Raw genomic sequence first — 17,814 nt, 5'->3', positions numbered from 1 at the left:
CGGGGGGCAGCGACCCGCGTAGCGGCGGAGCGTGGGGGCTCATTCTAGGCGGCGAGCTTTTCATGTTCAAGCGGCTTGGCGGGGGCTGGAATTTTGGCCATGATCTTGCTGACCAGCGTGTCGGCACTCAGCCCTTCCGACAGCGCTTCATACGACAGCACCAGACGGTGCCGCAGGACGTCGGGCACGAGGTCGCTCATGTCTTCGGGCAGCGCGTAGTTGCGGCCGCGCAGCATGGCGAGCGCGCGTGCGCCTTCAGTCAGGCTGATCGTGGCACGCGGACTGGCGCCAAAGGTGATGAAGCGCGCCAGCTCCTTGAGGCCGTGTTTTTCAGGGCTGCGCGTGGCAGACACCAGGCGCACGGCGTACTGCACGAGAGAGGGGTCAACATAGATGCGGCGGCATTCGCTTTGCAGGGCCGCGAGCTGACCGGTTGTGGCCACGGTGGAAACCGAGACGGCCGGGCCGGTCACCCGCTGGACAATCACGAACTCCTCCTCGTCGGTGGGGTAGTCCACCAGCACCTTCATCATGAAACGGTCCACCTGGGCTTCGGGCAGCGGGTAGGTGCCCTCGGTTTCAATCGGGTTCTGGGTGGCCATGACGAGAAACGGCTCGGGCACCTTGTGTGTTTCCCCGGCAATCGTGACCTGCCGCTCCTGCATCACTTCGAGCAGCGCACTTTGCACTTTCGCGGGTGCGCGGTTGATCTCGTCGGCCAGCAGCAGATTGGTGAACACCGGGCCGAGCGCAGTGCTGAAATCACCGGTTTTCTGGTTGTAGATGCGGGTGCCCACCAGATCGGCCGGCACCAGATCGGGCGTGAACTGGATGCGCTTGAAATGACCACGCATGGTGTTCGCCAGGGTTTTGACCGTGAGCGTCTTGGCCAGACCCGGCACGCCCTCCACCAGCAAATGACCCTGGGCCAGGATGGCCACCATGACACGCTCGAGAAAACGGTCCTGGCCCACCACCACGCGCTTGACTTCATAGAGGATCTGCTCCATGAGCTGCGCGGTGTCGGCGCCGGCAGGAGCAGGGGAAGGAGAAATGGCAGGGGAGGAAAGGACAGGTGATTCCATGCGGACTTCCTTAAAACGGAGGCATGCCGGCAGCCGAGGCTGCGTTTTCAATCGGCACGGCGAAGCCGATGCCGACAAAAGTGCGCTGCTGCGACGGGTTGTAGATCGCGGTGACGATGCCGACCACTTCGCCGTCCATGGTGACCAGCGGCCCGCCCGAGTTGCCGGGGTTGGCGGCAGCGTCAAACTGGATCAGGTTGGTCAGCAGCTGTTTGCCTTCCGGTGAGCGGAAAGTGCGTTTGAGACCCGAGACTACCCCGGCTGATGCGGAGGGGCCAATGCCAAACGGATAGCCTACCGCCATGACCTGGTCTCCGGGTGCCAGATCGGCGGTGGAACGCATGGTGGCTGCAATCATGTCGTCGGGAATTTTTTGTGCCTGCAACACCGCAAGGTCGTTTTCGACCTGCACGCCGGTGATCGTCGCTGCGGACTCGAGGCCGTCTGAAAAAACCACCTTGATACTTTCAGCCCCCTGGACCACATGCAGATTGGTCAGGATGATGCCCTTGTCCACGATCACCACGCCGGTGCCGACGCTGCGCTCAACATTTTCCGTGCCGTCCTTGTTTTTGCCATAGCCCGTGACCCGCACCACCGATGGGCGGATGGCGGCATAGGCCTTGGCTGCAGGAGAGGGCAGCGGGGCGGTTTCCAGCGTCTTCAGCACGGCGGCGTTGATGTCCTCCTGGGTGAGTTTGCGCGGAGCCTGACGCAGGGACAGCGACAGGGTGAGCGCCAGCATCAGGGCCAGCAGCCCGATAACGGACCAGAGCCAGCGAAAGCTGTTCGGAGAGAACCGGGGGGCTGGGGGCACGGGTACCGGTGCAGTGGGGGCGACAGTGGCTGGCGCAGGCGAGGCGCCGCGGCTGTCGCGACTGGTACGGCTGGAGCTGCTGTAAAGGGCTGGCCTGCGCATCCGTTCACCTGCAAGGTAATGGAGTTAACCGGAATCCACAGGTGGACGGTATCACGTCTTGCGCCCGCCTGCACGGGATTTACGGATCCATCACGGGGCGCTGTAACAGGCGGTTTCGGTGCATGCCAAGCCTGCAAGGCCGCAGCCCGCTCAGGTGGCGGGATTCTTTTGGTCGGAGGCCGGTCTGCGCAGCAGTGTCAGGGCCAGCAGGGCCGAGGCCACCATCAGGAACAGGCTGACCGCGTTGAGCACCGGTGTGGCGCCTTCACGCATGCGTCCGTACATCATGACGGTGAGCGGTGCGTCCGAGCCGACCAGCATCAGCGTGGTGTTGAAATTCTCGAATGACATCAAAAACGCGATAGCCGCAGCGCCGACCAGCGCAGGTTTGAGATAAGGCAGGGTAATCGTCACAAAAACCGCCGCGCGGGAGGCACCGAGGTTGTAGGCGGCGTCTTCCAGCGTGATGTCAAAGCGCTTGAGGCGGGCGGTGATGATCAGTGTGGTGATCGACACGATGTAGGAAAACTGGCCCAGCACCACCAGCGGCAGGCCGGGGCGCAAAAAATCAAGCTCCAGGTTCAGGGTGTCGCCCGCCAATTGCGCCAGCCGGCTCGCGAAGGCGAGGACGGAAATGCCCAGAATCACCCCCGGGATCACCAGCGGTGCGAGCATCACCAGGGACAGGGCCTGTTTGCCGGGAAACTGGCTGCGCTCAATCAGGAAGGCGTTGCTGGTGCCCACCAGCACCGCCAGGCCGGTGACCCAGCCGGCCACGACCACGCTGGTCCACAGGCTGGCCATCAGGGGGGCATCGCCAAACAGGCCTATCCGGCCTGCCCGGTTGCCCAGAAACCAGTCCAGCGTGAAACTCCGCCAGGGGGGCGCCGGGTAAGGGGCGTCGTTAAAGGCGAACAGCGCCACCACCGCCAGCGGCAGAAACAGGAAGGCAAAAAACACCACGCCATAAGCGACGGTGCCGGCACGCAGCCAGGTCGGGCGGGGCAGGGATGCGATCATTCGATGATTCCCCAGTCTGATGCGCACCCGCAGTGTTGGCGCAGGCGGTGAAATGCCAGTGACATCGCGGAACCGGCTTTGCCGGGCCGCAGGTGTCGCCCCCTGCAAGGGGGGAGGCGGCTACACGAAGTGAGTCCGCAACGGGGGTGTGTCATGTTTTCCTCATCACTTCCCCGAACTTCTGGCCGGTCAGCTTCAGGCCCAGCCAGACGATGGCGGTGGACAGGCCCAGCAGCAAAAATCCGAAAGCAGCGCCCTGTTCCCAGTTAAACCGGGTGATGAACTGCGTGTAGATCTGCTCGGTGAACCAGAGCGAGTTTTTGCCCCCCAGCAGCGTGGGCGTGAGGTAGTTGCCCAGCGTGAGCATGAAGACCACGATGCAGCCCGCCAAAATGCCGGGCGCGGCATGGGGAATCACGATCTGGCGCAGTATGGACAGGCCGGTGCCGCCCAGATCGTAGGCCGCTTCAATCAGCGAGTCGTCCAGGCTTTCCAGGGCGCCGATCAGGGGCACCACCATGAACAGCATGGAGGTGTAGACCAGTCCGACCAGAATGGTGGCATCCCGGTAGAGCAGCTCGACAGGGGCCGCCGTCACGCCCAGTTGCACCAGCAGGGCAGGCAGCACGCCTGACTCGCGCAGCAGAATCATCCAGCCCAGGGTGCGCACGGTCTCGCTCACCCAGAACGGGATCAGGCACAGGATGAACAGCAGGGATTTGGCGTGGCCGCGCACCAGCTTGGCGATGGTCCAGGCGATCGGAAAAGCCAGCAGCAAGGTGATGGACGTGGCCAGAATCGACATGAGCGCGGTACGCACAAAGGTGTGCCAGTAAAGCGGCTCTTCAATAAAGATGCGGTACTGCGCCAGGCTGGGCTGGTATTGCCCCGGCGCGACACGCTGGCGCAGCGACAGGACGGCCAGATCGATATGCGGCAAAACGATCAGGCCAAGCAGCCAGATCAGCGCCGGCGCTAGCAGGAGCATGAACACCAGCCGGGCTTGTGCCGTACTGGTTGTGCCAGCGCTTGTGCCTGTGGCAGTAGTTTCAGAGGGCATTGGCCGAAGCGCCCGCTGCAAAGCAAACCGCCCGCTGCGGGTCAAAGCTGAAGGCGACGGTTTCGCCAATGCGCAGATCGGCAAAGCGGCCGGTCTGGGGCAATGCAATGCGAAACTCTGCGCGGGTCTTGGCCTCGCGCAGCAACACGGCCGAGTTGGCACCGTCAAACAGCAGGCTTTCCACCTGGCCGTCATAACGCGGGTGCTCTGCCGCCAGTTCGCCGGCATCGCGTGCCAGGCTGACGGCTTCAGGGCGCACAAAGGCCTCGACGGCATCGCCTTCGCAGACCGCCCCACCGCGCCGGGCCCATAGCGTCAAGCCTTCTGCGGTGGTGAGCCCAACCACGTCGCCTTCATCTCGCCCAACACGGGTGCTGGAGCCGGTCGCACGGCCTGCCATGCGGTTGTTGGCGCCGACAAAGCCCGCCACAAAAGGCGTGCGGGGCTGGTAATAGAGTTGCTGCGGCGTGCCGACCTGCTCGAAGCGTCCCGCGTTCATGACCGCGACGCGGTCCGACAGCACCAGGGCCTCGGACTGGTCGTGCGTGATGTAGACAAAGGTGGTGCCGAAAGCCGCCTGCAATTGCTTGAGTTCGAGCTTCATGTGCTCTCGCAGCTTGAGATCGAGTGCGCCCAGGGGCTCGTCCAGCAGCAGCAGCGTGGGCTCCAGCACCAGGCTGCGGGCAATCGCCACCCGCTGTCTTTGCCCGCCCGACAACTGGTCAACCCGCTTGTTTTGTGCGCCCGCCAAACCCACGCGCTCCAGCATGGCGGCCACCCGTTTGGCCATGTCAGCGCGCGGCAATCCGCGGCGTGCCAGCCCGTAGCCGACGTTCTCGCCCACCGACATCATCGGGAACAGGGCCAGGTGCTGAAACACCATGTTGACCGGTCGCTGGTTGGGCGGCACGCCATGCATGGGCCGCCCGCCAATGGTGATCTGGCCCGAGTCCGGGGCCAGAAAGCCTGCAATCATGCGCAGCAGCGTTGTCTTGCCACAGCCCGAAGGGCCGAGGATGGAGAAAAAGCTGCCGCGCTCGACCGTGAAGGACAGGTCCCTTACAGCGGGCTGACCAGCGTACTGTTTACCGACATGCTCGGCTTGCAAGTCGGGTGACGCGCCTGCTTTAGTCATCTACTGTGCTCGCCAGCGGATGGATGCTTGCCACACAACGAGCGAAAGGCCAGAGAAACCGCGGAACCGGCTTTGCCGGGCCGCTGGTTTCGTCCCCTTGGGGGGAAGGCGCGAAGCGACTCAGGGGGGCCACTCAATTGGCGGCTTTGATGCGGTCGAGCACGCGGCCTTCAATTTCCTCAATGCCGGCAGGTACCGCGGGATACCATTTGACGTTCTTCAGGGCAGACTCGGGGAAGCTGCTGGCAAACTGGGCCTTGAGCTTGGCGTCCATCAACTGGTCAGCGCCCTTGGAGGCCGTGAAGTTGCCTGCAGAGCCGGCGACCTTGGCTGCAATTTCCGGTCGCATGTTGAAGTTGATCCAGGCATAGGCCGCGGCATCGTTACGGCCCTTGGCGGGAATGGCGAAGGTGTCGATCCAGCCGAGTGCGCCGGACTTGGGGGCGATGAACTGGATTTCAGATTTTTCGTTGTTGAGCTTCCAGCCGCCGGTGTCCCACATCATGGCGCCGACGATTTCACCGGCCCGCATGCCGTTTAGCAATTGGTCCTTGTTGTCCCAGTAAAACTTGACGTTGCTTTTGCAGGCGATCATGGTTTTACCGACTTCGTCCATCAGGGCGCCATAGGCTTTGGGGTCCTTGTACAGTGCAAAGGGGTCCTTGCCCGCGGCAAACGCAAAGGCCAGCAGCGTGGGGCGCTTCAGGCGAACGGCTGTTTTGCCCTTGACGTCGGATTTGCACAGATCGGGGTAGTCACCCATTTTGGCGAGCTTGGTGTTGACCACCAGGCCATCGGTGCCCCAGATGTGCGGCAGGCCATACACCTTGCCGGCCAGCGTGGTGTTTTTCTTGGTCGCATCGAGCATGGAAGGCAGGAACAGCTCGGACTTGATCTTGGTCAAATCCATCGGCTTGTACAGCGCGAACTCCTGCTGGGGCCCGGTGATGCGGTCTTGCGAAGGTTGTGCCAGATCGAAGCCTGCGCCGCCGGTGGCGCGCAATTTCGAGATCATCTCCTCGTTGTTGGACAGGGTGATCTCGACATCAATACCGGTTTCCTTCTTGAACTGCGCCACCACATCGGCCGGCACATAATCGGCCCAGGTAATGAGGCGCAGTTTTTGGTCCTGTGCCAGAACGGAAGCCGACAAGCCCATGGCGACAAGCCCGGCTGCAATCATTGTGCGTGATGGTTTCATTCGGATTTCCTTGGGTGCTGAGGTGGAAGTTGATGGGGCGACCCTGCAAAAATCTGCAGGCCCCTGCCGAAAAAAGCATAGCGTGTTCCCATTTCATTTTTGTGTCAATATCAACAGGTTGGGCTTGGACAAAGTGTTTTCCCTATATGACCACCTGGATTGACACCCACTGTCACCTTGACGCTGCGGAGTTTTCGGCAGAAGTTGCGGCCATCCGCGCGCGGGCTGCGGCCGGCCATGTGGTGCACTGCGTGCTGCCCGCCGTTGAGGTTTCCAATTTTGCGGCGGTGCGTGAACTGGCGCACCAGTTCGCAGACAGCTATGCCCTGGGGATTCATCCGCTGTGTGTCGCCCGCGCCAACGACGAGGACCTGAAGGTGCTGGACGCAGAACTGGCGCTGAGACAAACCGACCCGCGCCTGGTGGCGGTCGGTGAAATCGGGCTGGACTTCTTTGTGCCCGAACTCACGCAAAGTCCCTTGCGTGAGCGGCAGGAGTACTTTTACCGCGAGCAACTCAAGCTGGCGCGCAAGCATGGTCTGCCGGTGATCCTGCATGTGCGTCGCTCCGCCGACAAACTGCTCAAGCATCTGCGTGAGCTGATACCCGAAGGCCGCGGGTGGTCCGGTATTGCCCATGCGTTCAATGGCAGCGAGCAGCAGGCGATGGCGTTTGTCAAACTCGGCTTCAAGCTGGGCTTCGGGGGGGCGGTGACCTTTGAGCTCGCGCAACAGCTCAGGCGGCTGGCCGCCACGCTGCCGCTGGATGTCTTGGTGATGGAGACCGATGCACCGGACATTCCGCCGCACTGGCTGTACAAAACGGCAGAGCAGCGCGCATCGGGCCAGCCGCAGGGACGCAATGAGCCCGCAGAGCTTCCACGCATTGCCCAGGTGGTGGCCGGCTTGCGCGGCATCACGCCGCAAGCGCTGGCCCTGGCGACCGCCGCCAATGCCGCGGCTGCCCTGCCCAAGCTGCGCGGCCTGCTGTGATGCTGACGGGCTTGCCGCCGCTGGTCTCCAGGCAGACGCGCCTGCTGATTCTGGGCAGCTTTCCCAGCGCGGCATCCCTGGCCGTCCAGCAGTACTACGGGCACCCGCAAAACCACTTCTGGAAAATTTTGAAAGCCATTTTTGGTGATAGCCCTTATGGAACGTGCGCAGACAGCTATCAAATCAGGAGCGAATGGCTGCTGTCCAGGCAACTCGGACTGTGGGATGTTTACGCGGCCTGCGAGCGCGAAGGCAGCCTGGACAGCCGTATCCGCCATCCGCAGGTCAACGATTTCGCCAGCCTGGCGCTGCGCTGCCCGCAGCTTGAGGCCATCGCCCATAATGGTGTAGAAAGTTTCAAGCATTCACGCCAGGTTGTCGCGGCCCTTGGCACCACGTCCAGCGCAGCAAACGCAGTGGCAAGCGTAGAGGCGGGAAGTCCGACCGCCGGGCCGCCCCAAGGTCGGACAGCCCCCTCGGGGGGCAGCGCAGTACGCGAAGCGACAAGCGTGGGGGTCTATATCTATAAATTACCTTCGACCAGCCCGGCCAATGCGTCCTGGTCGTTTGAACGCAAACTCGCCGCCTGGCGCGAGGTTTTTGAACAGCATGGATTGATTTGATGGCGAAGAAAGACACATTGAAAACTGCAGCGGCTGACCTGCCCGAGGTTAATTTTTCAGACTACGGCGACGTGCGCTATCTGCATCTGGGCACCGAGTGGGTGCAGGGCTCCATGCTGCTGGACGCGCCGTTTGAGATCGAGCTGGAGTATGTCCAGCGCATGATGGCCTGGCTGCTGTTCGTCGAGCCGCAGAGCGTTGCTTCGCGGCACGCCATGCAACTGGGTCTGGGGTCCGCGGCGCTGACCAAGTTCTGCTACAAGAAGCTGCGGATGAAAACCACCGCCGTGGAGCTCAACCCCCAGGTCATCACTGCCTGCCGGGTCTGGTTCAAGCTGCCGCGCGATGACCTGAGGTTGCGTGTGATCCAGGCGGATGCGGCGCTTGAAATCCGCAAGGATGAGCATCTGGGCCGCGTCGATGCCCTGCAGGTTGACCTCTATGACCACGAGGCTGCGGCGCCCGTGCTGGACAGCGCCGACTTCTATGCCGACTGCAAAAACCTGCTGACCGAAGACGGCGTGATGACGGTCAACCTGTTTGGCCGCGACTCCAGTTATGACCGGTCGCTGGAAAAAATCGCGCAGGCCTTTGGCGCGCAAGCGGTCTGGGCTTTCAAGCCGACCCGCGAAGGCAACACCATTGTCGTGGCGCAACGCCAGCCCAGCCGCCCAGCCCGCGATGAGCTGGTCAAGCGTGCGGAGGTGATCGATTCGCGCTGGGACCTGCCTGCCAGGAAGTGGCTGAGGCTGTTCAGCCCGGTGGCCTGACGCATTTTCCGGTGGCGCCGGACGGGGGTTAGGGTAAAGTGCCGCCATGAGTGCAGTGACGCCCCCCAAACACCCGTCCGGGCCCCATGCCAAAACCGTTCATGCCGGCCCACTGGACTGGCGCAAGCTGGTCGAGTGGCTCGGTGACGATGGCGTGATCAGCGCGGCTGAAGCCCAGCGCACCATTGCGCGCTGCTCGCAGGTGCAAAGCGCCCAGCATCCCCTGATCCGGCTGGCCAGTGTCAGCATGACGCGTGTTGCCGACGGCAAGCCGCTGGACATCGACACCATCGCCCAGTGGCTGGCGGGCCGCGCCGGCTTGGGTTATTTGCGCATTGACCCGCTCAAGGTCGATGTGGGCAAGGTGGCCGACACCATGTCGGCTGTTTATGCCGAGCGCCACAAGGTGCTGCCGGTGCAGGTCACGCCCAAGGAAGTGGTGGTGGCCACGTCCGAGCCCTTCATCACCGACTGGGTGTCGGAGGTGGAGCGTCAGGCCCGGCGCAGCGTGCGCCTGGTGGTCGCCAACCCGCTGGAAATTGCCAAGTACACCGCAGAGTTTTTCGCGCTGGCCAAATCGGTCAAGGCCGCGATGAAAGCCGGGGGCAATTCGGGGTCTGCCAGTTTTGAGCAACTGGTGGAGCTGGGCAAAACCAACAAGCAGCTTGACGCCAACGACCAGGGCGTGGTGCAGGTGGTGGACTGGCTGTGGCAATACGCGTTTGACCAGCGCGCCAGCGATATCCACCTGGAGCCGCGCCGCGAGCAGGGCGTGATCCGCTTTCGCATCGACGGGGTGCTCCACCCGGTGTACCAGTTGCCGATGGCGGTTCACAACGCCATGACGGCGCGCATCAAGCTGCTGGGGCGCATGGACGTGGTCGAGAAGCGCCGCCCGCAGGATGGCCGCATCAAGACGCGCAATCCGCGCGGCGATGAAATCGAGATGCGCCTGTCAACGCTGCCCACGGCATTTGGCGAAAAAATGGTCATGCGCATTTTTGACCCGGACACGACCGTCAAGGACCTCGATGCGCTGGGCTTTTCGCAGCATGATGCCCAGCGCTGGGAGCATCTCGTCAAACAGCCTTACGGCATCATCCTGGTCACCGGCCCGACCGGCTCCGGGAAAACCACCACGCTGTACTCCACACTCAAGCGCATCGCGACCGAGGAGGTCAACGTCAGCACGATTGAAGACCCGATCGAAATGATAGAGCCGGCGTTCAACCAGACGCAGGTCCAGTCGCACCTGGATTTTGATTTCACCGAGGGGCTGCGTGCGCTGATGCGGCAGGACCCGGACATCATCATGGTGGGCGAAATCCGCGATCTGCAGACGGCCGAAATGGCGGTTCAGGCGGCGCTGACCGGGCACCTGGTGTTCAGCACGCTGCACACCAATGACGCGCCTTCCGCGATTTCGCGCCTGATGGAGCTGGGCGTGCCGTCCTACCTGATCAACGCGACCGTGCTGGGTGTACTGGCGCAGCGTCTGGTGCGCACCCTGTGCGGCAATTGCCGGGAGCGGGACGACAGCGCCTCGCGTGAAACGCTGGTCGAAGTCGTCAAGCCCTGGCAAATCAATGGCGGCTACCGTCCCTACAAGCCGGTCGGTTGCGTGGATTGCCGCATGACCGGCTTTCTGGGGCGCATGGGGCTGTATGAATTGCTGACGGTCACGGAAGCCTTCAAGGAAAAGGTCACCAAAGAGCCCAATATCGATGCCCTGCGTCGTCAGGCCATCACCGATGGCATGCGCCCCTTGCGGCTGGCAGGGGCCCTGAAGGTGGCCGAGGGCCTGACAACCATCGAAGAAACGCTGTCAGCCACGCCTCCGATGTCCTGAGCCCCAATAACGGCTTCTGGCAACGGCTTCTTGCGGTGCCTGGCCCCGCTATAGGTGAAAGCCACATGCGGGGCTTGGGTGATTGAATGCACAATCCACCGGTTAAACATCTTTTCGAAGGAGACAAGCCGTGAATATCAAGAGTCAAAAAGACTTTTTCGCCGGCCTCATGTTCATGGGCGTCGGTGTGGCGTTTGCATGGGGGGCCACCACTTACAACGTTGGCGAAGGCGCCCGCATGGGCCCTGGCTATTTCCCGCTCATGCTGGGCATCCTGCTGGCCGTTCTGGGGATCGCCATCACGTTTGAAGCGCTGGTGGTTGAGACCGAAGGCGGCGAAAAAATCGGCAAATGGGCCTGGAAGCCGCTGTTCTTCATCATTGCGGCCAACGTGATCTTCGGCATCCTGCTGGCCGGTTTGCCCAGCATCAAACTGCCGGCCATGGGCCTGATCGTTGCCATTTATGCCCTGGTCTTTATCGCCAGCATGGCGGAAGCCGGCTGGAAATTCAAGGCAACCTTCATTCTGGCCACCGTGCTGGCCATCGGCAGCTACCTCGCCTTCGTTGTTGCGCTGAAGCTGCAATTCCCGGTGTGGCCTGCATTCATTACCGGCTAAGGAAAAGAAAATGGATCTGATTGCAAACTTGTCCTTGGGTTTTGGCGTGGCGTTCACGCCCATCAACCTGCTCTATGCCTTTGTCGGCTGCGTGCTGGGCACCCTGATTGGCGTGTTGCCAGGCATCGGCCCGGTGGCGACCATCGCCATGCTGCTACCCGCCACCTATGCCTTGCCGCCGGTCTCGGCGCTGATCATGTTGGCCGGTATCTATTACGGCGCCCAGTACGGCGGCTCAACCACCGCCATTTTGGTGAACCTGCCGGGTGAGTCTTCATCCGTGGTGACCTGTATCGATGGCTACCAGATGGCGCGCAGAGGCCGGGCGGGCCCGGCGCTGGCGGCAGCCGGCATTGGCTCGTTCTTCGCCGGTTGTGTCGGCACCCTGATTTTGGCGGCGTTTGCGCCGCCTCTGACCGAGCTGGCCTTCAAGTTCGGCCCGGCCGAATATTTCTCGCTGATGGTTCTCGGCCTGATCGGCGCGGTGGTGCTGGCCTCGGGTTCATTGATCAAGGCCGTTGCGATGATCGTGCTGGGTCTGCTGCTCGGTCTGGTCGGCACCGACGTGAACTCCGGCGTGGCCCGCTTCAGCTTTGACATCCCCGAACTGACCGACGGCATCGGCTTTGTGGTGATCGCCATGGGCGTGTTCGGCTACGGTGAAATTATCAGCAACCTGGCACAACCTGAGCATGAGCGCGAGGTATTCACGGCCAAGGTCTCCGGGCTGTTCCCGACCAAGCAGGACTTCAAGGACATGGCGCCCGCCATGCTGCGCGGTACTGCCCTGGGTTCTGCACTGGGCATCTTGCCCGGTGGCGGCGCCTTGCTGGCGGCTTTTGCCGCCTACACGGTCGAGAAAAAAATCAAGGGCCGGGCCGGTGAGGTGCCTTTTGGCCAGGGCAATATCCGCGGTGTGGCCGCACCCGAGTCCGCCAACAACGCCGGCTCGCAGACCTCCTTCATTCCGCTGCTGACGCTGGGCATTCCGCCCAACGCCGTGATGGCCCTGATGGTCGGCGCCATGACCATTCACAACATCCAGCCGGGTCCGCAGGTGATGACCAGCAACCCCGAACTGTTCTGGGGCCTGATTGCCTCCATGTGGATCGGCAACGCCATGCTGGTGATTCTGAACCTGCCGCTGATCGGCATCTGGATCAAGCTGCTGACGATTCCGTACCGCTTCCTGTTCCCGGCGATTGTGCTGTTCTGTGCGATTGGGGTTTACTCCACCAACAACAACACCTGGGATATCTGGATGGTGGGCATCTTCGGCGTGATTGGCTACCTGTTCGCCAAGCTGGGCGCCGAGCCGGCCCCCTTGCTGCTGGGTTTCATCCTGGGCCCCATGATGGAAGAAAACCTGCGCCGTGCGCTGCTGCTGTCGCGTGGTGACTGGAGCGTGTTTGTGACGCGCCCCCTGTCCGCCGGTTTGCTGGCGGCCGCATTGCTGCTGGTGGTGATCGTGCTGCTGCCGGCCGTCAAGTCCAAGCGCGAGGAAGCGTTCCACGAAGAAGAGGCCTAAGGACGAACGCCTGGGGCTGATGTCCCTCGCCAAACAAAACAAAAGGCACCTTCGGGTGCCTTTTTTCATAGGGGCTGTACCCGGGCTGTAACTTCTCTGCGTCACAATGTTGGTGAAGAGAGCACCATGCAATTGAACAATCACCTGCAGCAGCATCCGCAAAGGGCGGCGCTGCACAATGAAATCCACGCCCGGCCGCCCGAGGCCATGAACGCACCGCTGGCGATCTCGCACATCGTCATGGTGTGCGACGCCGCTCAGCGCGAAGCCAGCCGCAGCCATGTGGCGACCCTGCTGCGCGACCACCACCTGCCGCAGCCCGATGGCCAGTCCACCCACATCCGCATGGACATCGGTTCGTTTCGGCTGCGCTGGGAGCTGCACACGGAATTCGTGACCTATACCTTCATGCGTCCACTGGAGGCAACAGGCTTTGGCGAGCGCGAGCCCGCCACCGCGCTGGAGGCCGTGCCCCAGGACTGGCTGGCCGCGCTGCCGGGCCAGTGCCTGGCCAGCCTGCACCTGTGGGTACTGCCCACCAACACCTTCGGTACCGCGTCGCTGGTCAAGCACGTGCTGCACGAGGACACCCTGGTCGCTTCCACCGTGGCCGATGGCCATGGCGAGGTCTACACCGATTTCGCCATCCATGCCGACAGCTTTGCCCGCATGGTGCTGCTGGTCGGCGGCATGACGCAGCGCCGGCTGGGGCGGCTGGTGCAGCGCCTGCTGGAGATCGAGACCTACCGCATGGCGGCCCTGCTGGGCTTGCCCGCCGCGCGCGAAGCCGCTGCCGTGCTGGCCTTTGCCGAGCGTGAGCTGGCCGAGCTGGCGCAGGCTATCCGCGCGGCCGCTCGCGACGACGAGCCGCAGTTGCTCGACCGGTTGACCCGACTCGCCGGCCAGGTGGAGAGCCAGTACGCCGCCACCCATTCGCGCTTCTCGGCCAGCGCGGCCTATTTCGAGTTGCTGGACAAACGCATCAGCGACATCGCCGAGTCGCGGCTGGCCGGACTGCAGACCATACGCGAGTTCATGGACCGGCGCCTCACGCCGGCGCGCAGCACTTGCGAGTGGGCGACCCGGCGCCAGGATGCGCTGTCGCAGCGCGTCTCGCGCATCAGCAACCTGCTGCGCACCCGGGTCGAGATCGAGCAGCAGCAAAGCAGCCAGGCGTTGCTGGCGACCATGAACCAGCGCCAGGACCTGCAGCTCAAGTTGCAGGCCACGGTGGAGGGCCTGTCGGTCGCGGCGATCACCTACTACATCGTGGGCCTGGTGAGCTACCTGGCCAAGGGCGCCCAGTCGATGGGCTGGCCCTGGAGCCCGGAAAGCACGGCGGCCTGGGCGATTCCCGTGGTGGCCTTCGGCGTCTGGTGGTCACTGCGCCGGCTGCATCTCACGGTCTTCAAGGACTGACAGGCCGGCCGGCTACAGCCTGGCCTGAAGTTCGCGCGCCACCGCGCCGATCAACCCAGCCTTGGGGTTCGTGCGGACCTGCACCAACGCGATCTCCCGGCTCTGCGCGGCTGGGGCGATCCCGATCACGCGCAGCTTCGGGTCGCTCTGCCAGCGGCTGTCGCGCAGCTGTGGCAGGATCGCCAGCCCCAGGCCCGAGCGCACGAGTTCGACAATGGTTTCGACCGCGTTGAGTTCGAGGAACTGCTGCGGCTTGACCCGAAGTTTCTTGAGCGTTTGCTCGACCAGACGGCCTGTATGCTGGCTCTGGTCGAACCGGATGAACCGGTGGCTCTGCAGCAGGGTGCGCAGCGGCGCGTCGGGCACGCCGCGGTTGACCAGCAGCACCATGGGCTCGGTATAAAGCGCGGTCCAGGCCAGGCCGGGTCGGCCCTGGCCCGGTTCGTGCACGGCAATGGCAGCGTCGAGCTCGCCCGACTCCACGCGCGCGAGCAGCTCGATCGACTTGGCGGCCGTGACATGCACTTCCAGGGCCGGGTGCCGGTCCTTGAGCGCCAGCGTGGCCTGGATCAGCGGGCGCACGGCCGACACCACGGCGCCCAGGTGCACCGTGCCCGACATGGCTTCGGGCGAGGGCGGGCTGGCAAGCATCTGCTCATACAGCGCCACCAGCCTGCGCACCACGGGCAGCAGCTCGCGCCCGGTGTCGTTGAGCGTGACCACCTTGCCCTGGCGCTCGAATAGCGGGCGCTTGAGGTCGGCTTCGAGCGTGCGCATCTGCTGGCCCACGGCGGCCTGCGTCAGCGCCACGCGGTTCGCGGCCGTGGCAAACGAGCCTTCGGTGGCCACCGCGATGAAGGTCTTGAGGACGCGAATGCTGCTCATGGTCCCGCAATGATAAAGAATTAATTTAGTGTAATTAAAGCAATATTCGCTTTTGCTTTTTTGTAGCGGTTTCGATAATGGAGGAATTGCCTGAGGCCCATCCCATGAGAAAACTCCCACCCGCCTTGCTTTTGATCACGGCCACGCTGTTTGGCGCCGCCTGGGCTCAGCCTTACCCGCAGAAACCGATTCGCATGATCGTGCCGTTCCCGGCGGGAGGCGCGACCGACATTCTGGCGCGCGCACTGTCACAGAAACTGGGCGAGAAAATCGGACAGACGGTCATCGTCGACAACCGCCCCGGTGCCGGCGGAACGATTGGCGCCGATGCGGCTGCCAAGTCGCCTGCGGACGGCTACACGCTCTTGCTGGCCACGTCCAGCACCCACAGCATCGGGCCAGCCATCAATCCGAAGATCCCGTACAACGCCGAGGCGGATTTCACACCGGTTGCCTACGTAGCCAGCTCGCCCAACATTGTGCTGGTGCCCAACGCCTCACCGTCAAAGACGATGCGCGAGCTCATCGACCATGCCCGCAAGAACCCGGGGCGCTTGAACTATGCGTCCAGCGGCAACGGCACCATCGTCCATTTGACGACCGAGTATTTCAAGGCCCAGTCCGGGACCTTTATTCTTCACATCCCCTACCGTGGCACGGCGCTGGCCATGCCGGACCTGATCAGCGGCAAGGTCGATGTACTGTTTGATTCGCTGGTGACCGGCATGCCGCACGTCAAGGACGGCAAATTGCGCGCCCTGGGGGTGACCAGCCTGAAACGCACGGCGCTGGCGCCCGATATGCCGGCGGTGGCCGAGACCCTCCCGGGGTTCGAGTCGGTCACCTGGTTTGGCCTGTATGGCCCCAAAGGGCTGCCGGCAGACTTGATGGGCAAGATCAATCAGGCGGTGAACTCGGCACTGGCCGAGTCCGATGTGAAAGACCGTTTCGCAAGGTTGGGCGCCGAGCCCACCGGCGGCACGCCGCAGGCGTTTGCCGCGATGGTGAAAGGCGATACGGCCAAGTGGAAAAGAATCATTGCAGAGCGCAAAATCACGGCGGAGTGATTGAGCGCGCTCCTAATTACTCAGCGGTCCGTGACGAAGGCGACGCCGCCCATGCTGTCATTCTGAGCAACGCGAAGAATCTTGCCAGCATACCGAGATCCTTCGCTGCGCTCAGGATGACAAAGTATGTCGCACTACTTTCGGACTGCTGAGTAAATTCGGTAATTTTTTGGACAGGTCCCTCATGAACTTCAACTTCAGCAATCCCTACACCTCCACCCGCCTTCCCCTGTTTGCACGCAATGTCGTCTCCACCTCCCACCCATTGGGCGCACAGGCCGGCCTGCGCATGCTGCTCAAGGGTGGCAATGCGGTGGATGCCGCCATAGCGGCGGCCGCCATGATGACCATTGTCGAGCCGGTCAGCAATGGCCTGGGCAGCGATGCCTTCTGTATTTTGTGGGACGGCAAGGAGCTTCATGGGCTCAACGCATCGGGCCGCGCCCCGCAGAGCTGGACGCCCGACTACTTCAAGCGCAAGTACGGTGCAGACGCCCAGACGCCGCCCAAACGCGGTATGGATGCTGTCAGCGTACCCGGCGCCGTGGGCAGCTGGGTTGCGCTGAGTGAGCGCTTTGGCAAGCTGCCGTTTGCCGACCTGATGGAGCCCGCCATTGAAATTGCCGAGCGCGGCTATCTGCTGCCGCCCGTGGTGCAGCAGAAATGGGCGGCCGCTACGGCCGAGCTGCAATCGCAACCCGGTTTTGCCCAAGCCTTTTTGCCATGGGGCCGCGCGCCCAAGGTGGGTGAGCTGTTCCAGTTCAAGGCCGCGGCCAAGGCCCTGCAAGCCATCGCGGACAGCAAGGGTGCGGCGTATTACGGCGGCGCCATTGCCCGATCAATCGAAAAATTCTCCGCGCAGAACGGCGGCAGCATCACGGCGAAAGACTTTGAAAACTACAAACCCGAATGGGTTCAGCCCATCGCCAAAGACTACCGCGGCTACACCCTGCACGAAATCCCGCCGAACGGGCAGGGCATTGCGGCCCTGATTGCGCTGGGCATTCTGGACAAATTCGATGTCGCCGGGCTGGCCGTGGACGGCGTGGATTCCCAGCACCTGCAGATCGAAGCCATGAAGCTGGCGTTTGCCGATGTCTACAAATACGTGGCCGAGCCCTCGTCAATGGAGGTGACCCCCGCGCAAATGCTCGATGACGCCTACCTCGCTTCCCGTGCCAAACTGATAGCCATGAACAAGGCACAGGACTTTGGCGCAGGCAACCCGGTCAAGGGTGGCACCATTTACCTCACCGCCGCGGATGAAAACGGCATGATGGTCAGCTTCATCCAGAGCAACTACATGGGCTTTGGCTCGGGCTGCGTCGAGCCCGAGTTCGGCATCAGCCTGCAAAACCGCGGCCATGGCTTCAGCCTGCAGCCGGGTGCCAACCAGGTCGCACCGGGCAAGCGCCCCTTCCACACCATCATCCCGGCCTTCCTCACCAAAGACGGCCAGCCCGTGATGAGCTACGGCGTGATGGGGGCCAATATGCAGCCGCAGGGCCACATGCAGACGCTGGTGCGCATGCTGGACTACCGCCAGAGTCCGCAGGTGGCCTGCGACGCGCCGCGCTGGCGCTACAACGCCGGCCTGGAGATCAACGTTGAAGCCGCGATGAACCAGACCACGGTGCGCGGC

Annotated in this window: 16 protein-coding genes; 9 read left to right on the top strand and 7 right to left on the bottom strand. The window is 63.0% G+C overall.

Annotation, left to right across the window (positions count from 1 at the left end; genetic code table 11):
* Positions 1–44: 44 nt before the first annotated feature.
* The 6 genes from V6M61_RS03860 to V6M61_RS03835 form a co-directional block, all read right to left on the bottom strand.
* Positions 45–1,010, bottom strand: coding sequence for an AAA family ATPase (locus tag V6M61_RS03860; protein ID WP_332775247.1), 966 nt, complete (start codon positions 1,008–1,010; stop codon positions 45–47).
* Between the two features lie 85 nt (positions 1,011–1,095).
* Complete coding sequence (locus tag V6M61_RS03855) at positions 1,096–2,004, bottom strand: S1C family serine protease (protein WP_332775246.1); 909 nt, start codon at positions 2,002–2,004, stop codon at positions 1,096–1,098.
* Between the two features lie 150 nt (positions 2,005–2,154).
* Positions 2,155–3,024, bottom strand: a complete 870-nt coding sequence (locus V6M61_RS03850) for an ABC transporter permease (protein ID WP_332775245.1) — start codon at positions 3,022–3,024, stop codon at positions 2,155–2,157.
* Between the two features lie 151 nt (positions 3,025–3,175).
* On the bottom strand, positions 3,176–4,012 hold the full coding sequence (locus V6M61_RS03845) for an ABC transporter permease (RefSeq protein ID WP_442957723.1): 837 nt from the start codon (positions 4,010–4,012) through the stop codon (positions 3,176–3,178).
* 61 nt (positions 4,013–4,073) lie between these two features.
* Positions 4,074–5,219, bottom strand: a complete 1,146-nt coding sequence (locus V6M61_RS03840) for an ABC transporter ATP-binding protein (protein WP_332775243.1) — start codon at positions 5,217–5,219, stop codon at positions 4,074–4,076.
* Between the two features lie 133 nt (positions 5,220–5,352).
* Positions 5,353–6,420, bottom strand: coding sequence for an extracellular solute-binding protein (locus V6M61_RS03835; RefSeq protein WP_332775242.1), 1,068 nt, complete (start codon positions 6,418–6,420; stop codon positions 5,353–5,355).
* 146 nt (positions 6,421–6,566) lie between these two features.
* Between V6M61_RS03835 and V6M61_RS03830 the strand changes: the two genes are divergently transcribed.
* From V6M61_RS03830 to V6M61_RS03800, 7 genes are all read left to right on the top strand, one after another.
* Entirely contained in the window at positions 6,567–7,412 is an 846-nt protein-coding gene (locus tag V6M61_RS03830) for a TatD family hydrolase (protein ID WP_332775241.1), read from the top strand.
* Positions 7,413–7,423: 11 nt separating this feature from the next.
* The gene (locus V6M61_RS03825; RefSeq protein WP_332775240.1) at positions 7,424–8,035 is read left to right on the top strand and encodes a DNA-deoxyinosine glycosylase; all 612 of its coding nucleotides are present in this window, start codon (positions 7,424–7,426) and stop codon (positions 8,033–8,035) included.
* A complete protein-coding gene (locus V6M61_RS03820) occupies positions 8,035–8,805 on the top strand; it encodes a spermidine synthase (protein ID WP_332775239.1) in 771 nt (256 codons plus the stop codon). Before V6M61_RS03825 ends, V6M61_RS03820 begins: the two co-directional genes overlap by 1 nt.
* Positions 8,806–8,851: 46 nt before the next feature.
* On the top strand, positions 8,852–10,654 hold the full coding sequence (locus V6M61_RS03815) for a GspE/PulE family protein (RefSeq protein ID WP_332775238.1): 1,803 nt from the start codon (positions 8,852–8,854) through the stop codon (positions 10,652–10,654).
* Between the two features lie 130 nt (positions 10,655–10,784).
* Positions 10,785–11,273, top strand: coding sequence for a tripartite tricarboxylate transporter TctB family protein (locus tag V6M61_RS03810; RefSeq protein ID WP_332775237.1), 489 nt, complete (start codon positions 10,785–10,787; stop codon positions 11,271–11,273).
* Positions 11,274–11,283: 10 nt separating this feature from the next.
* Positions 11,284–12,801: a tripartite tricarboxylate transporter permease gene (locus V6M61_RS03805; protein WP_332775236.1), complete on the top strand. Its 1,518-nt coding sequence runs from the start codon at positions 11,284–11,286 to the stop codon at positions 12,799–12,801.
* Between the two features lie 126 nt (positions 12,802–12,927).
* Positions 12,928–14,220 (top strand): DUF3422 family protein, encoded by a 1,293-nt coding sequence (locus V6M61_RS03800; RefSeq protein WP_332775235.1) that lies wholly within the window; start codon positions 12,928–12,930, stop codon positions 14,218–14,220.
* Between the two features lie 12 nt (positions 14,221–14,232).
* Here V6M61_RS03800 and V6M61_RS03795 read toward each other — a convergent pair whose 3' ends face one another.
* Positions 14,233–15,105, bottom strand: a complete 873-nt coding sequence (locus V6M61_RS03795) for a LysR substrate-binding domain-containing protein (RefSeq protein ID WP_332775234.1) — start codon at positions 15,103–15,105, stop codon at positions 14,233–14,235.
* Positions 15,106–15,209: 104 nt separating this feature from the next.
* On the opposite strand from V6M61_RS03795, the gene V6M61_RS03790 reads away from it, so the two are divergent.
* The gene (locus V6M61_RS03790; RefSeq protein ID WP_332775233.1) at positions 15,210–16,172 is read left to right on the top strand and encodes a Bug family tripartite tricarboxylate transporter substrate binding protein; all 963 of its coding nucleotides are present in this window, start codon (positions 15,210–15,212) and stop codon (positions 16,170–16,172) included.
* A gap of 184 nt (positions 16,173–16,356) precedes the next feature.
* The coding region (locus V6M61_RS03785) for a gamma-glutamyltransferase family protein (protein ID WP_332775232.1) at positions 16,357–17,814 on the top strand (1,458 nt) is incomplete at its 3' end.

The organism is Polaromonas sp. (genome assembly GCF_036676035.1).
Classification (GTDB): Bacteria; Pseudomonadota; Gammaproteobacteria; order Burkholderiales; family Burkholderiaceae_C; genus Polaromonas.
This window is presented reverse-complemented; position numbering and strand designations above follow the sequence as displayed.

Bases quoted from the DNA above. Each gene is read 5' to 3' on its own strand.
- V6M61_RS03835 (WP_332775242.1), bottom strand. From the start codon at position 6,420: ATGAAACCATCACGCACAATGATTGCAGCCGGGCTTGTCGCCATGGGC.
- V6M61_RS03795 (WP_332775234.1), bottom strand. From the start codon at position 15,105: ATGAGCAGCATTCGCGTCCTCAAGACCTTCATCGCGGTGGCCACCGAA.
- V6M61_RS03860 (WP_332775247.1), bottom strand. From the start codon at position 1,010: ATGGAGCAGATCCTCTATGAAGTCAAGCGCGTGGTGGTGGGCCAGGAC.
- V6M61_RS03850 (WP_332775245.1), bottom strand. From the start codon at position 3,024: ATGATCGCATCCCTGCCCCGCCCGACCTGGCTGCGTGCCGGCACCGTC.
- V6M61_RS03845 (WP_442957723.1), bottom strand. From the start codon at position 4,012: ATGCTCCTGCTAGCGCCGGCGCTGATCTGGCTGCTTGGCCTGATCGTT.
- V6M61_RS03820 (WP_332775239.1), top strand. From the start codon at position 8,035: ATGGCGAAGAAAGACACATTGAAAACTGCAGCGGCTGACCTGCCCGAG.
- V6M61_RS03840 (WP_332775243.1), bottom strand. From the start codon at position 5,219: ATGACTAAAGCAGGCGCGTCACCCGACTTGCAAGCCGAGCATGTCGGT.
- V6M61_RS03815 (WP_332775238.1), top strand. From the start codon at position 8,852: ATGAGTGCAGTGACGCCCCCCAAACACCCGTCCGGGCCCCATGCCAAA.
- V6M61_RS03855 (WP_332775246.1), bottom strand. From the start codon at position 2,004: ATGCGCAGGCCAGCCCTTTACAGCAGCTCCAGCCGTACCAGTCGCGAC.
- V6M61_RS03790 (WP_332775233.1), top strand. From the start codon at position 15,210: ATGAGAAAACTCCCACCCGCCTTGCTTTTGATCACGGCCACGCTGTTT.
- V6M61_RS03805 (WP_332775236.1), top strand. From the start codon at position 11,284: ATGGATCTGATTGCAAACTTGTCCTTGGGTTTTGGCGTGGCGTTCACG.
- V6M61_RS03800 (WP_332775235.1), top strand. From the start codon at position 12,928: ATGCAATTGAACAATCACCTGCAGCAGCATCCGCAAAGGGCGGCGCTG.
- V6M61_RS03830 (WP_332775241.1), top strand. From the start codon at position 6,567: ATGACCACCTGGATTGACACCCACTGTCACCTTGACGCTGCGGAGTTT.